9 protein-coding genes are annotated in these 14,448 nt (G+C 44.9%); 2 read left to right on the top strand and 7 right to left on the bottom strand.

Annotated features, from left to right (window positions below; genetic code table 11):
• The first annotated feature begins 34 nt into the window (after positions 1-34).
• The gene (locus tag CRN95_RS12500; protein WP_097021104.1) at positions 35-4,546 is read left to right on the top strand and encodes a response regulator; all 4,512 of its coding nucleotides are present in this window, start codon (positions 35-37) and stop codon (positions 4,544-4,546) included.
• Here CRN95_RS12500 and CRN95_RS12495 read toward each other — a convergent pair.
• Positions 4,539-4,934, bottom strand: coding sequence for a hypothetical protein (locus tag CRN95_RS12495; protein WP_097021103.1), 396 nt, complete (start codon positions 4,932-4,934; stop codon positions 4,539-4,541). The genes CRN95_RS12500 and CRN95_RS12495 overlap by 8 nt on opposite strands.
• A gap of 71 nt (positions 4,935-5,005) precedes the next feature.
• Between CRN95_RS12495 and CRN95_RS12490 the strand changes: the two genes are divergently transcribed.
• A complete protein-coding gene (locus tag CRN95_RS12490) occupies positions 5,006-6,652 on the top strand; it encodes a hypothetical protein (RefSeq protein WP_097021102.1) in 1,647 nt (548 codons plus the stop codon).
• Between the two features lie 45 nt (positions 6,653-6,697).
• Here CRN95_RS12490 and CRN95_RS12485 read toward each other — a convergent pair whose 3' ends face one another.
• From CRN95_RS12485 to pyrC, 6 genes are all read right to left on the bottom strand, one after another.
• Entirely contained in the window at positions 6,698-7,744 is a 1,047-nt protein-coding gene (locus tag CRN95_RS12485) for a nucleotidyl transferase AbiEii/AbiGii toxin family protein (protein WP_200816209.1), read from the bottom strand.
• An 8-nt stretch (positions 7,745-7,752) separates the two neighbouring features.
• Positions 7,753-8,496, bottom strand: coding sequence for a DUF6577 family protein (locus tag CRN95_RS12480; RefSeq protein ID WP_097021101.1), 744 nt, complete (start codon positions 8,494-8,496; stop codon positions 7,753-7,755).
• A 285-nt stretch (positions 8,497-8,781) separates the two neighbouring features.
• A complete protein-coding gene (locus CRN95_RS12475) occupies positions 8,782-9,255 on the bottom strand; it encodes a hypothetical protein (RefSeq protein WP_097021100.1) in 474 nt (157 codons plus the stop codon).
• Positions 9,256-9,384: 129 nt separating this feature from the next.
• Positions 9,385-12,297: a DNA methyltransferase gene (locus tag CRN95_RS12470; RefSeq protein ID WP_097021099.1), complete on the bottom strand. Its 2,913-nt coding sequence runs from the start codon at positions 12,295-12,297 to the stop codon at positions 9,385-9,387.
• A gap of 366 nt (positions 12,298-12,663) precedes the next feature.
• Positions 12,664-13,272 carry an OmpA family protein gene (locus CRN95_RS12465; RefSeq protein WP_088630166.1) on the bottom strand — a complete coding sequence of 203 codons (609 nt, stop codon included), beginning with the start codon at positions 13,270-13,272 and terminating at the stop codon, positions 12,664-12,666.
• Positions 13,273-13,440: 168 nt separating this feature from the next.
• The gene (gene pyrC / locus CRN95_RS12460) at positions 13,441-14,442 is read right to left on the bottom strand and encodes a dihydroorotase (RefSeq protein ID WP_097021098.1); all 1,002 of its coding nucleotides are present in this window, start codon (positions 14,440-14,442) and stop codon (positions 13,441-13,443) included.
• Positions 14,443-14,448: the final 6 nt, after the last annotated feature.

Here is a 14,448-nt window from a genome sequence, read left to right as displayed (position 1 = left end):
GATTTTTCATATATTTAATAGGGACGGAGCATGAATGATAAATAAAGACGTAAATCAACAATCCTGGATTGAAAAAAGTAATGCAATCATCGATTCCATCGCTGATGAATTTGACTGTGTTTGCTATGTCGATTTGGCAAAAAATCTAGATGAAGATGATGTCGATATTTTCCATGCGAGCCAGTTCTTGGTTGCCCATGTACCCGCTCTCCGTGGAGAGCGCAATCTCCGTAAGCGGTTTAAGCTCATTTGCGATAATTTCGTTTGCTCCGAAGATCGTGATGATTTTCGTGAACGAACCCGTCGCGAAGTGATTGCGCAAAATCTTGAAAAAGCCACTCAATATATAGTCCCGTTTAGATGTGAACTGGATGGTGCCGAAGTCTATTTCCAGATGAACTTCTTTGCCGACCGCGACAAGTCCGGCATGCTTAAGGGCTTTGTGCTCCGCTTGCGCAATGTGGACCGCGACATCCGTTCCAAGCAGCGCTACGAACTTGAACGCCACCTCAACGAAAATATCGTCATGAAGTTTGGCGAAAAGGTGGAGTCCGTTTTTGTCTTCAATCCGACAAAAAAGACATTCAGGACTTTGTATTGCAAGGACGAACTCAAAGGTCTTTTTCCGGCCGAGGGCAAGCTCAATGGAATAGGTGGGCTTGTTGTTATGGACGTCATTCATCCCGCTGATCGTGAGATGATGATGAAAGGCCTTGACATAAACAATGTCCTTGACCGCCTTTCTCGTGAGCGTAGTTTCCGCTACCTGTTCCGTGATATTGCTCATGGTTATGCCCGCTGGTACGAAGCGCGCGTGATGCGCTTTGATATCGGTGACGATAATGAATTTTTGGTGGGCTTTGTCAACAAGAACGATGAAGTCATCAATAAAAAAATCAACGAAAAAGTCAGTGAAGAATTTGCAAACATTGACCTTATCAACTTGGAAGAGAATATCATACAGGTTGTTCGCAGGTCAAAGTATTACAATGGCGTAAAAGAAAAGGATATTATTCCTTTTGAAGTCGGCTTCAAGAACGCGTCTGCATTTGTTCATGAGGAATTCAGGGAACAGTGGAATGAGTTTGGAAGTATTGAAAACTTGAAACGTATTTTTGCGACTACAGATAGCCGGGAAATTGTTTTCAAGCATTTGACGGGTGACGGCTCGTATTTTTGGTGTCGCAACGTATTCCGTGTCCTGGATAGGATTGACGGTGTCCCGGTAACGCTTGTCATGACGGCCACGGTTGTGGATAGGGACCAGTCCGAAAGGCTCAGCCTAAACGAAAAGCTCGTGCAGCAGAAAAAGGAACTGGAAATCAACCTTTCGATTATCGACGTGCTTGCGTCGGAATATTCTTCGGTGATGTATGTGAACCTCATGACCAAAGAGGTGATTCCATATTCCATGAACGAGTTGTCGCAGCGTTATTATGAGACGATGATAAAAAAGGGTGCGCTCTACAATGAAGTGTACCTGAGCTTTGTAAAAGAATTTGTTTATGACGCCGATAAGCCAAAAATGTTTGAGGCTGGTGAACTCAACAACATCAAGGCCTACCTTAAGAACAATAAGACCTATGTGACGTTGTTCCGTTCGAATGTTGCGGGGCAAATCCGCTACAGCGAAATGAAGTTCGTGAAGGTCGATGATGAAAATGAAGAGCCGACGGCAATGGTGGTCGCCTTTGCAAACCGTGATGACGAGGTTAGCGCACGCTTTGTTCACGAAAAGATTATGGCGGAGTACGAGGCGATTCTCCTTTGCGACTTGTCGAACGATACGGCCCGTGAAATTTTGCCCTCGAAAAATGTTGATTTTGGCAACGAGCAAGAGCGCAATACATGTTCTTATCGCGCTAGCCGAATGGTGCAGATTGTCGATAGCGAATACAAGGAAGAATGGATGCGCCTTGCAAGCCCGCAGTATATCCAGCGTCTCCTTGCTTACGATGACCGTCGCGAATTGCTCTTTAAGGCTTCGATTTTCAAGAACCCGTGGATAAGCTTTGTGATGCAGGTCGTGGAACGCCGCAATGGCGTTGCGACTCTTGTGATTATGACGTTTGCCGCAGTGGACAAGAAACGTGCCGAAAGGATTCAGCTGAACAAAAAAATTGCGGAACAGAAAAAGGAACTGGAACGCAATATTTCCATTATCGAAGCGCTATCGTCTGAATACACGTCGGTGTACTACATCAATCTCGAAACCGAAGAAATTACGCCTTATTCCATGAATAAGGCAACGGCGAACTCGTTTGGCGAAACGTTCAAACGAAATGTCAAGTATTCGGCAGCGTACTCTGTCTATGTCGACAAGTTTGTGAGCGGCATCTATAAGAATCGCATGCTCCAGGCGGGTTCTCTCAAGAATATCCGCGAGCAGCTTGCCACCCAGAAAAGCTTTAATACGATGTACGTGAACTTCCTCAATCGCTATTGCGAGATGAAGTTCGTGAAGGTGGGCGATTCGGACCATCCGAAATTTGCGGCGCTTGGTTTTGCCGACAAGGATGACGTGCTCCGCAAGGAAATCCAGCAACAGGCGGTGATTCAAGGCCTTGCCGAAGACTTTGACTTGGTGTGCTATATTGATACTGTTTCCATGCATGAAAACGTGTACCGCTGTACGGATGTCTTTACGCGAATTGTCCCGAATTGGTCGGATATTCATGGTTTTGGTGAACGTCTCAATGTCATTAAGGACAAGTTTGTTTGTGAAGAAGAACGTGAAACGTTCTTTGCCATGACTCGTCGAGAGGTTATTCTTGAAAACCTCAAAAACAAGAACGCCTATTACGTGAACTTCAAGGCGAATGTCTTTGGACACGTTGAATATTGGCAAATCAAGTTTGTGCTGACTGCAACGAACCCGGTGCAGATTGTGGCGGGTTTCCATAGCGTTGACGAAGAAACTCGCAAGCAGAAGAAAGACCAGGAAGCTTTGGAACGGGCGCTACAGATGGCAAATTCTGCAAGCCGTGCAAAGACGACATTCCTCAACAACATGAGCCACGATATCCGTACGCCGATGAACGCTATTATCGGGTTTACGGGCCTTGCGGCAGAGCATATCGACAACAAGGAACAGGTCGCTGATTACCTCTCGAAAATCGGGCAGTCTTCGGAACACTTGCTTGCTCTTATTAACGATGTGCTCGATATGAGCCGCATCGAATCGGGCAAGATGAACATTACCGCCCGTCCGGAACGCCTTTCGGATATTATCCACACGCTTAAGGGAATTGTGCTTTCGGATGTCCGCAATCGCAAACAGCAGTTCTTTGTGGAACTTGAAAACGTTCACAATGAAATGATTTTCTGTGACAAGTTGCGCTTGAATCAGGTTCTGTTAAACGTTGTTTCCAATGCCATCAAGTACACGCCGAAAAATGGACTCATTACGATGAATGTCAAGGAATTGTCGGCTGAATCGGGCTATGGCGTTTATGAGTTCCTGGTGAAAGATAACGGCATCGGCATGAGCGAAGCATTCCTGAAGCAGATTTTCGATCCGTTTACCCGCGTGAATTCTTCGACGGTGAGCGGCATTCAGGGCACAGGTCTTGGCATGTCCATCACGAAGAATATCATTGACATGATGGGCGGTACGATTAAGGTTTCGAGTGAAGAAAATTTTGGCACCGAAGTCTTGATGACGTTCAAGTTTAAACTTTGCGAAGATTCTGAATCGACTCTTGAAACCAGAAAGTTCAAGGGCTTGCATTGCCTCGTCGTTAATGACCGACCGAATATTTGCAGAACCGTTGACGCGTCTTTGAAAGGCGAAGGCTTGCGCTATGATTTCTGCACATCGGATGCAGGCGCTCTCGAATGTGTCGAAAAATCCCGCACTGCAAAGGATGATTACCAGCTGATTTTGATTGACTGGAACGTGCAGGAGATGAGGGGCATTCAGATTACGCGTAAGCTCCGCAAGGTGATTGGGCCGAAAACGCCGATTGTGGTGCTCACCTCTTATGACTGGCTCGACATTGAAAAAGAAGCGCTTGAAGCGGGCGTGACCTCGTTCTTTGCAAAGCCCTTGTTCCCCTCGGATTTAAGGCGAATGCTCGAAAAGTTCTGTGGGAATTCTTCGGAAATTTCGCTGGAATCTGATTCTGCGTTGAAGACGCTTTCGAATCAGCCCCAAACGTATGACTTTACGGGTCGCAAGGTCATGCTTGTTGAAGATAACGAACTCAACTGTGAAATTGCAACGGAAATTCTGGAAGACCGCGGCATAGAAGTGACGGCAATGGAACGCGGCGACTTGGCTGTAGAAAAACTCAAGTATTCGTCTGTCAAGTACGATGCGATTTTGATGGATATCCAGATGCCGGGTATCGATGGTTATGAGGCGGCTCGCCGGATTCGTAACCTAGAAAACAGGGGAGTCGCGAATGTGCCGATTATTGCGATGACTGCAAACGCATTTGAAGAAGACAAGCGCGCTGCCTTAGAATCGGGTATGAACGACCATGTGGCAAAACCCGTGGATGTAAACGTCCTCTGCGCTACCCTCGCCAGGTTCTTTAAATAGTTTTTTGCACGCCCTTGTCGAACTGGACTTTAAACCATTTCTCTTCGATAATTTCGTAATCGGAACCGCCGTTAAAGACGTTTGCGTTGCCGTAGACTTCGTAGCCCTTGCGCATAGAAACGGTACAGGCGAACTTTTCGGAAAGCTGTTTGCAGACTTCGGTGACGATGGATTCCGGGATGTTCTTGCAGATTTCCTGAATGCTGATGGATTCGCTTTTTGAATCACTGTCGGTGAAGCCGCGCAGGCTGACGCTTATCTGTTCGCTGAATTTGCGGAGCAAAAACTTGTAGCTCTGATACGTGTATTCGACGGGAGCATCAGAAAACGATGCAATCGCCTCTGCGTTACAATAAATAGAACCAATAACACTATATTCGTAATCCATCGAAATAAAGATAATAAAAACGGCTAAAAAATTAGCTATAATAATATTGTCAGATTTATCGGGAGCGTTTCATGAATTATAACGGACTTATTAAAGGCGCCTGGTCGAATGGAATTGCCAAGAAACTCTTGATTTTGCTTGGCCTATCCCTGATTATTTTTGTTGCAGGCGTAATGCTTGGCTCTTGGGTGCTTGGCGAAAAGACTCTTGGCTGGAAAGGTTTTTTGTCGGGCTATGTCGTCTTTGCGGTGCTGTTCATCAGCGTCATGATCAACGTTTTCAAGAATACGTCTGAATCGATGCGCGAAGGTAAAAAGCACGTCGATGTCCGTGGTCATGTGCTTGTGCTAGGTGCTGGCCATCAGCTCAAAAGTATCTTGCGCGCGCTCAAGGGCGACAAACGCCCGATTGTTGTTGTGAGCCGTCGCGATATTGATGGGCACTTTATCCATTACAAAAAAGATTACGAGAACGAAGAAGATTTGCTTTTTGCTGGTGCGCTTTTGGCAGACCAAATTCTCGTGATTGGCGAAGACGGCCCTGAACGCGATTCTCGCAACTTGCATTGCATTGAAGTCTTGCGTAACGTCTGCGAAAAGGCCCCGCGCGATATCCACTGCCATTTGCTGCTGAGTGAACCTTCGTCTTCTGAAATTTTGTGGTATTTGAAAGCCCCCGAACAGAATAAGGGACATTTGCTTGTCAATGTGTTTAATGAATACGAGTTCATGTCGGAGCAGCTGCTTGTGGGAACGGATTTCTTGCCGACAATTCGCGAAGCCGAAAATGAACGCTTGCATGTCGTCTTGATTGGCACGGGCCCGATTGCCCAGGCGGTGGCGTTTGCGGTTGCGAACATTTGCCATTATCCGAATTACAGTCGCACGGGTTTAAAGACTTGCATTACATTTGTCGATGAAGATTGTGAAAAGTGGGTGGATCGTTTGGTGGTCTCACGCATGGGGCTTTTTAGACTTTCGAAGTACACTTACGTTGATGCCAATGGTAACAAGGTGACGCACGATCCTGAAACCGCACGTGGCGATTACCTCGACGTGGAATGGAATTTTGTCGATGCTTACTGCGAAGCGGATTTGGCACGTAACTTTATTGCCGCCGTGGCTGCAAGCCCCAAGGAACGCTTGGTCGTGTGCATTTGTAAGGAAGATGCCTCCAAGGCGATTTCGACACTTGTGCATTTGCCGCGAGCTGTTTATGATAACGCTGATATAGCCGTTTACTGGCGTGAAGCAAATGACGATATCATCAAGAATATCAACGAAAGCGGCATGTATGGCTATGTGCGCATCATGGGTGACATCGATGAAATGAAGGAATTTGTACAGTCCAAGCGCGTAGAACGCGGCCAGCGTGCAAATTACGTTCGCGAACGTCACTTGAATCCTGATACCCGCGATACCGAAGAAAAGATGTGGTACCGTTTGAGCGAGGCCGACAAGACATCCGCTATTTACTGCGCCAATGCGCTCCCGCTTCGCAAGCGCTGTTTTGAAATTTCGGACGATGACTATCTCCTCCGCGAGGCGGAACATCGCCGCTGGATGATGTCCATGCTCTTGATGGGCTACCGCTCAGGACCTACCGACGAACGCACGTTTACGCGTCACGACATCATCCCGTTCGAGCGCCTTCCAGAAGACCAAAAGTCCAAAGATTCGTACATTCTCGAGAATGCAGAATATATAATGAACGGGTAGAACGAAATAGTTCGGCATTCCGAAAAGAAATTATTGTAGTCTTATCTAAATTTCTCCGAGGTTTCGCAGAGCTTCAACAAGATGCGCGAATGCATTGATGTTTTGGCTTCGCATATATGAAAGCTTCTTGTACCTGCTCTTGCTGATATTTTCAGCAAGATAACGTTCTGGAGATTGAATGGGGCTGTAGGTTCGCTTTGTCAGAAGACATGAAGCGAGATGTATTACGCGACAAGCCTGTTCTGTAGCAATTGACAAGTTGTAATTTATCGACAGAATGTGCCCGCCAATGGATCGGATGCCTTTAAGAAATAGTGAAAATTCCTCTTTGTCGTATACGCCTTTGCCTGCGATACAGGCGCAGGACTGAATTGTGTCTAAAAGGGCTTCTTCTCGGCTGATGGCTATATTGCGATATCCGATTTCATTTAGAACTATTCTGTCATAAGTCTTTACCACGGATTCCCAATTAGAAATTTTTTCGGTAAGTGCGGCTACATCGAACAGTTGCTTGATTATTTCTAGTTCCTTGTCTATGCCGAAAGGGACGCCTGTTGTGTGTGGGGCGAATGCTGTCAATTTATCGCCCAAGATGCATTCTGCCGATGGCATTGATACCGTTACGGCCGAACCATCGGAAAGTAACAGTTCTCCGTTGATTTCTCGGGTTTCAATCAAGTGGTATGGATTTTCTGTATAGACAATGTCTAGAATGATGTAAAATTCTTCATTCCTCAAGGGGGAGTTGTAATAAAATCTGAAGTGCCTTTTTTCGATGTTGTTAGGCCCGATTCTATGTTTTTCTTCAAAAGACTTGAAAGGAAAAATTTTTGCTGCTTCGTGGATGTAGTGGTCAACATTTTCTCCTGGATTTACCAAGATGTCAATGTCAGTTGAAAGTCTTAATGGTCGTTCGAAAATCAGCATCAATGATGTTCCGCCCTTGAATAAGAATGGCAAGCCTACGCGGGCAAGAGCTTCTAGTAATCCGAACGCGAATAGAACGCGCTCCAATAAGGATGGATCTTTTTGATATTTCGCACGCAAGGCGTTCACGTGTTCTGTAGTGTAGGTGCTTTTTGAAATCATCATGCACCTCGTTACTGAATCGTTTTTAGCTGGATATTGGTTTGCTCAAAAATAAAGGAGCGGAGAGCGTTGTAAAGGTTCCGCCGTCTGGCATAACGGAACATGCGAGTTTCGTCGATATGGAATTTATTGAATATGCCTTCGTAAATTGCTGGATATTCACTGCGTTCAATTAATTGGCCTGTCAGTTTTTTGGATAGAATGTCTACAACGATTTTCTCCAAAGTGCAGGAATGATTTATGAGTGGAGCCGGAGCTTCGGATGGTAATTTTTGCACAACGATATCGGTGTCGGGACCTCGCAACTTGTAAAAGAGGGCGGTATCGGGCTCGATCATTGCGTATGGGTGTCTTGTATGCAAGTCCTCGTAAACCGAGTTGACCATCATGTTTTCTGTTTCTATAAAGATGACATTTTTTGCAATTTGGTGGTTTACGAAATCGTTCATCTGGATTAATTCCCACATCTGGAACTTTAAAAGAGGGAATCGATCTGTGATTTGAGTCTCTAGGTCAAAAAATTCCGGGGAATGCGGGTAGATGTACATCTTTTTCGTCGCTTCGTGAGCGGATGTGACATAGTATTTCCCGGCACCGACGGATGACAGTATTCCCTTTTCTCGGAACGAATGCAGTAGCCAATTTATCATGGCTTCTGAACAATCGGGATAGAGAGAATGAACGGACTGCCGAAAGGATGGCTTGTCGAAGACCTCGCCACCTTGGAATTTTTCCAGTATTGCGTCCTTGTCCATCGGTTCTCCTAAACTACTATAATTTGGCAAAAAGTGTGAAAATTGCCGAATTATAGTATTAAAATAGCAGAAACTGGCGCCGATGTCAAGAAAAATGTTCTGAAAATTTGGATTTAGCCCCGAAATGGGCCTACAAGCCGATGTCATATTTACCCCTTTGCGCTACATGCTGAAAAGCGCAATATAATTAAACTGCTGCTTAAATGTATACTATATTTGAGATCCGGTCAAGTCCTTCCGCATTTTTTTTTCAAAAAATTAGGTTCCCTTAAGGGAACCTAACTCTTATGCTTCTAAGTTTTTGGACCAGTTGCTCAAAGTGTTTATGGCTGCTTGAGCGATGGTGTTGAATTGATGGGCTGTCTTTTTCTTGAAGTTGTCAATCATCGATTGCATTTGTGCTTGTGCTTCTTTGTCCCAGTTGTCTTTGTGTTTCTGAAGAACATCGGCGGCGTCATCCAGAACATCCATGCTTTCGAGATAGTTCGACAGCATTTCCGTGAAATCAGCCATGGCGCTCTTGAGGAACATGTTCGAAGAATGCTTTGAGCTCGTCGTATCGAGCCCGGCACTCATGCGTATTTGTGAATCACACAAAACAATCTTATAAAGGTGCTGCTTGGAAAGAGTGATGAGCTCGCGGTTCTTTAACTTCTGCTCATTTTCCTTTTCTTCTAAGTTGCTGTCTGCAGCAATTGTGTCAATAAGTTTCTTGTAGTACTGTTCGAAATCTTCGTTCTTGGCGCTGTTTTCGCTCATGGGAGTCTCCTTCGTTAATCTTATTTGTCTAATATACCTTATTCGTGTGACACTTGAAAACGCTAAAAAAAGAAAGAGCGGATTTAGCGAAGCCTCTGAATCAAACCTCGCTAAACTCTTGACTTGCTCTTATTCTTCCATTTTAACACAATCTTCTGTAATGTATTTTTGCGGATCTTTCACAAATTTAGGTAGACCCGGTGGTGTTATTTCTTTGCCTGATTCCTCGCGGTCATGACATTTTTTATTCAATTTAAGAATAAATTCCAAAACATCATCATCCGCAGACATTCCGTAGGCTTCACGTACCGCGTTGTCAAGTTTCGCTTGAATTTTGCTTACTGGATTATCTGGAGTTGTTTCCATAGTTCTGTAAACATCACGCAAGCTAAGTATATTCTGTTCCATTTCCTCTCTGCGTTTATAGCGAAGTTCAACCGCATACTTTGCAATTTCAGCAATCTGTTTTTCAGTAGGTTTTTGAGGCCAAGGGAACGAATCGAATACAGTATCCGAAGTATAACGCGGATCCCCTTTCAATGTAGAACATCTTGCATTAAACCATTCCCAATGAACTTTTGAGGACAAAATTCCAAACGAGTAATCATCTTCTAACGGAAACACTTGCAAAGCATCGTTAGGATGTATTTCAGTTGAAATAAATTCAAATATGGGGCGTGTTGTCACTCGGGAACACGCAATATAACGTGACTTAACCTCTAGTATATTTAAAAGAACATCTCTGGATCTAAACATTTGCCACCAAGTCTTCAAGGCCATTTCATGATCATGATTTACTTTAGCCTTTGGATTTTTCTTGAGAGTATTTTCATTCTTTATTTTTTCTTCATCTGCTTTTTCTTTTTTATCAGCATAAACACTTTTTTCGATGATTTTATACAACTCTTTATATTTCTGTGCACCAAAAACATCAAACTTTCGAAAATCTATAACATATCGATCAGGTTGTGATTTGTATGTTCCAACCAATCTATCTCCAATAAGAAACGGGAAAAGAACTTGTTTATTCTGTTCGTCATTCAACAACTTTTTTGCGGCATTCAAATCTTTTATCAAGAACCCCTTATGGCCATGAGTCTGCCCCTGATGGCAAAATCCTTTTGCCATATTTGCTTTTAAGGCAAAAGCTCCTTTTACATCGCAAGCAGACTTTAATGCCGAAGTAATGTTACTTGGGTGTTCATAAACAAATGGTGATTTTACAGTATTTCCTTCTTGAAAACACAAAGTTTTTTCACCAGAATACTTTCCTTTAACCCAATTTACAATCGAAACATATACAGCAGCTTCACCCGACCAAACCTGCGTACTGACGGCATCTATAATTACACCACCATTTGCAACAATATAATCCAGCCCACCCTCTCTAGAGTAATTCTGCCTAATGGTATTTGTCCCCACAAGGCCCGCTCTTTGTCCGTCCTTCATCAGTCCATGTGCTTTTCTAAACCAATAGACGCAATAATCGGCTCTACCGGGAACATCGGGGAACTGTTCACGAACGTCTGCAATATAGGCCCCATCCATTTCAACCTTTGTGTTGTTCTTCCCTTGATATGGAGGATTGCCGATAACAACACTAAATTCGGGCCACGGATTCAACAAAGCGTCTTGACAAAGAATGTTATTGTCCATATTATCGAGTGGCAAACTCTCAATTCTAAATAAGGGGTCTGCTTCCCAATGGTCGTTCCATTTTTTAGCACCGATTTCTTTTGCCAACATCATCGTTACTTTGGTAAGTTCCACAGCCATCGGCAAAATGTCTATTCCAAAGAACTGTTGCGTACTTAAAACGCTGAACCGATGACGTTCCATTATATTTTTATTTGTATTTGATTGTAATGAAAGATCCTGTAATTTGTCCAATATTTTAAGTTCGATATCGACCAAGGCCAAATAAGAAACAAACAAGAAATTTCCACATCCACAAGCCGGGTCAAGTACTTTGTAATTAGATAATTCTTTTAGGAGCTTTTCCAATTTAGGTGCTGTATCCGCCTTTTCTATTTTTTCATTCCATGGTCTGATAATGCAAGGATTCACAATTTTCAGAATGTCGATTTCATTAGTAAAATGAGCGCCAAATCCATGTCTTTCTTTTGAATCCATCGTTCCTTCGAACATTGCTCCGAAAATAGACGGATTGACATGATTCCAATCGACCTGGCTAGCTTCTTGCAATAACTCGCAACAGTATTTGTCGAGAGACAGCGGTTCTACCTTACTGTACAGGCCTCCGTTAAAATAAGGAACGCCTTTGTATTTTCCGCCATCAGCCATTTTTGGGTTTGCCATTTGATTGAACAAACCACCGAGTTCATCGTAGGAATCACCTTTTTGAATACAACAATTACGGATTAAATTCGTGAATAAGTTATCCGGTAACAGCCCAAAATCTTCACTGAACATTGCCAAGATGCACTGCATCAAAAAACGTTGAACTTTTTCGGGCGACTCCTTTTTTTCAACGACTTCGTACTTGAAAACTTCACCAATCTTATTCGCAACGCCCTTTGAAATTTCCTTTACATTACAGTTGAAAACGGGTGCTTTTTCATCAGGATACATGAAATTGAACGCAGATTTTCTCTGTGCAAAATCCTTCATCTTGACTCTATCAACCAAAGACAGTTCATCGTAAATGATGAATTCGTCAAAATTGCAAAGAATGGCGTATCTCGGTTTTTGTGCTCCAGGCCCAATAACCTCTTGCGGTTTCATATCAAGCCAATAGTTTTTCACCTGCTCAAAATGCTTGTCGAGGTTCTTTTCTTTACGGCCTTTCATTTCGATGAGTACGCCTGAATGCCCCTGCGGTGCAAAAAGGCAGTCTGCATAATTCGTCGATTTTTTGGATGAATTTGAAGACTTTATTCTCGCTTCGAAAACACCTCCGGCAGCAGCCACATCTTCATAACCGAAGACCTGAAAGAAATGGTTCAAAAAAGTTTGGGCTTCTTGTTTTTCATCACCCTTTAGTTTCTGCGCAAACGCGATAAAATCTTTTGCTTCGGTCATGGCTGCTCCTTGCCTTAAGTGAAGAGATTTCGCCTTCATTCATGAAGTTGCGATTTTCTAGGTACGAAATTAAGAGACGAATCTCAAAAATTTTGGTTTCTCCGAACCATTCGGTACGGGGCTATGTCGTTGGGAAATATATATAAATATGCCGGTTGGAGATTGCTTCACGATGTTCGCCATTAGAAAAAGATTCCATGTATAAAATCGCAAATCGCAATATTAAACAATTGTGACTTCCCATTCCGGTAAAAAGGGGTTGATATCAAAAATTTTGATATCAAACAGAGATTGACCACAAAAAAATCCCCCGCTTGGGCGGAGGATTTTTCAAACACTTGTGCGTTTAAGTTCGCGTGTTCCAGATTACTGGATGCGGATGTTCACGCGGCGATGTTCTTCTCTGGTGCTGTACTTGATCTTCTTGAACAAGCGCTTGCCATACCACTTAGCAGTGATCTTGGAAGACGGGATGTACTTGGAGAGCTCAGCCTTGGCCGTTTCTGCACGGCGCTGAGAAAGTTCGTCGTTGTAAGCGACAGAGCCGAGGTCGCAGGTGTAGCCTTCGACGAGCACAGATGCGTCCATGTTGGTCTGAGCGAGCTTAGAGCCGAACGTTGCGATAACGGCACGGCCTTCGCTGCTGAGTTCTGCGCTAGCGAGTTCAAAGAGACCGCTGACATTCGGGAATTCGATTGAAGTGGCCTGGCCATTTTCAACCTTGGCGAAAGCATCGTTCAAGAATGCGGCAACGGCGGCATTTTCGGTCAGGAATTCCTGAGAGGAGCCCTTGACGGCAGAAATCTTGGAGAAGTCGAATGGTGCCGGTTCTTCAGGAGCCGGAGCTTCAACCTTGACCGGTTCGGGCTGCTTTACTGGAGCAGGCTTTTCTGTTTTCTTATCGCCGCAAGCAACGAGGACAGAGAGCGAGAGGGCTACCGGAAGAATACGACCAATTGTTTTTACCAGATTCATTATAAAACCTCCGATTGAAAAGTGGTATAATCCTTGGATCGCTTTTTAATATAAGTAAAAAAAGCTAAAGAGGTAATTTTTTTTTATTTGTACAAAAAAAATTCGCCTTTTACAGCGAATTTTTGTATGAAATTTGGGCGTTTTATTGTAAAATGAAGGCCCAAAACGTTATTTAAGTTTCCATTCGAGCGTCTGCCCGGCGGCGAGCGGTACAACGCCATTTACAACGGCTGGGACAGTCCACGATTCCTTGACAACTTCGATTTGCTTTGTCGTGCGCGGGAGGTGGTAAAAGTCTGCACCGAATCCTGCGATAAAGTTTGGGAGCTTGTCGAGGGCGCCTGCGCGGTCAAATTCCTGTACCAAAAGCGGGATGGCGACCGGTGCGCTGTAAACGCCAGCGGCGCCGCACGGGCATTCCTTTTTGCCCTGCTGGTGCGGGGCGGAATCGGTACCGAGGAAGAACTTCGGGTTTCCGCTGAAGGCGGCTTCGCGGATGGCCTTGCGGTCTTCGGGGCGCTTTGGTAAAGGCTTGCAGAAGTGGTGCGGGCGCAGTGCATCGCCGACGATATCGTCGAGAGTCATCATCAGGTGGTGTACCGTAAATGTGGCGGCGACGTTTGCGGGGAGTCGCTTCACGGCTTCCACAGACTTTGCGCTGCTCAGGTGCTCGAACACGATGCGGAGCTTCGGGAACTTTTCGGCGAGCGTTTCGACGCGCTTGATAAAGGCGGGTTCGCGGTCCAGGCAGAATTCACCTGGCTCTTCGCCGTGTACACAAAGTACAAGGCCGAGCTTTTCCATCATCGCGACAACCGGGAAAACGGCTTCGAAATCGCTGATGCCGTCTGCACTGTTGGTCGTCACGCCTGCGGGGTAGTACTTGCCTGCGACAACGCCTACGGCCATCATGTCGTTCAAGTCCTGTTCCGTGTAGTTCGGGTTCAGCTTGAATGTCATGAGTGGTTCAAAGTCCGGGCGCACCGGGGCGGCGGCTTCGAGAATCTGTTTTTTGTAGTCTGCAATCGCTTTTGCGCTTGTCATCGCGGGTACGGTATTCGGCATGATGATGGCGCGGCCAAACTGGGCTACGAGATCGCGGACATAACCGGGCATGAGTTCGCCCTGGCGCAAGTGCGCATGAAAATCGTCTGGTAATGGAAGGAACATAACTGT

Source organism: Fibrobacter sp. UWB16, assembly GCF_900215325.1.
Taxonomy (GTDB): Bacteria; Fibrobacterota; Fibrobacteria; order Fibrobacterales; family Fibrobacteraceae; genus Fibrobacter.
This window is presented reverse-complemented; position numbering and strand designations above follow the sequence as displayed.

Coding starts and splice junctions, on each gene's coding strand:
- CRN95_RS12500 (WP_097021104.1), top strand. CDS start 35: ATGATAAATAAAGACGTAAATCAACAATCCTGGATTGAAAAAAGTAAT.
- CRN95_RS12495 (WP_097021103.1), bottom strand. CDS start 4,934: ATGGATTACGAATATAGTGTTATTGGTTCTATTTATTGTAACGCAGAG.
- CRN95_RS12490 (WP_097021102.1), top strand. CDS start 5,006: ATGAATTATAACGGACTTATTAAAGGCGCCTGGTCGAATGGAATTGCC.
- CRN95_RS12485 (WP_200816209.1), bottom strand. CDS start 7,744: ATGATGATTTCAAAAAGCACCTACACTACAGAACACGTGAACGCCTTG.
- CRN95_RS12480 (WP_097021101.1), bottom strand. CDS start 8,496: ATGGACAAGGACGCAATACTGGAAAAATTCCAAGGTGGCGAGGTCTTC.
- CRN95_RS12475 (WP_097021100.1), bottom strand. CDS start 9,255: ATGAGCGAAAACAGCGCCAAGAACGAAGATTTCGAACAGTACTACAAG.
- CRN95_RS12470 (WP_097021099.1), bottom strand. CDS start 12,297: ATGACCGAAGCAAAAGATTTTATCGCGTTTGCGCAGAAACTAAAGGGT.
- CRN95_RS12465 (WP_088630166.1), bottom strand. CDS start 13,272: ATGAATCTGGTAAAAACAATTGGTCGTATTCTTCCGGTAGCCCTCTCG.
- pyrC (WP_097021098.1), bottom strand. CDS start 14,442: ATGTTCCTTCCATTACCAGACGATTTTCATGCGCACTTGCGCCAGGGC.